Annotated in this window: 1 pseudogene; it reads right to left on the reverse strand. The window is 81.6% G+C overall.

Features of this window, described 5'->3' with window-relative positions:
* Positions 1-673: pseudogene (locus GCU69_RS32390) on the reverse strand (hypothetical protein); the annotation flags it as partial.
* Between the last annotated feature and the right edge of the window lie 195 nt (positions 674-868).

Consider the following 868-nt stretch of genomic DNA (forward strand, 5'->3'; position numbering starts at 1 on the left):
GCCCGGCCTGCCCGGCCTGCCCGGCCTGCCCGGCCTGCGCGGCGGGCTGCGGCCCGGCCTGTTGCTGCTGCTGTTGTTGCTGTTGCTGCCGGCTCTGGTCGGCGGTCTGCTGCGTGAACGGCATGCCCTGGCCGAGCGTCCGCACGCTGATCGAGCGGCCCTGGCTGCTGTCCGGGTCCGGAGCGTCGCCCGGGGCGGCCGGGCGGTCCGCCGAGCGCTGCCGGGCCTGTGCGGCCTGGAGCGCCTGCACGGCCTGGGCCGCCTGCGGGACCGGGGGCCGGGGGCCGGAGGGCGCGGGCCGGGCGGGCGTGGAACCGTTCGGCGCGGGCGCGGTGGCAGCGGCTATACGCGGATCGGGCACTCCGTTGGGGCCCGCCGCGGGCTGTCGCGGGTCGCCCTGCGGGGAGCCCTGCGCGGCGCCGCCCCACTCGGCCGCCGGACCACCGGAGGCGGCGGGCAGCGCGGGGCGGGCGTCCGGCCCCGCTGCCTGTGCCGCGGCGTCGTCCGGCTGAGCGGCGGCCTGCCGCGGCGGTCCCTGCGGTGCCGCGGGCGCGGGCTGCTGCCCGACCGGTGCGCCGTCCGGGGGTGCGACGGCTCGGCGTCCGGCCGGGGCCCCGCCCGGTGCGGCGTTCTGCTCGTGACCGCCCCAGCCGTTGTGCCCGCCCTGCTGCACGGGAACGGCACCGGGGGACGCCGCGGCGGCCGGACCGACCGCTTCCGGCGCCGGGCGGGCGCGGCGGCGTCCGGTCGGGACGGGATGGGCCTGCGGCGGGGTGTGCTCCTGCACGGGGTCGCCGGCGTGCGGTTCCTGCCCGCCCTGTTCGTACGGCACCGGCTGCTGCGCCGACTGCTGCGCCGGCTGCTGGAC

The organism is Streptomyces lycii (assembly GCF_009735685.1).
GTDB lineage: Bacteria > Actinomycetota > Actinomycetes > Streptomycetales > Streptomycetaceae > Streptomyces > Streptomyces lycii.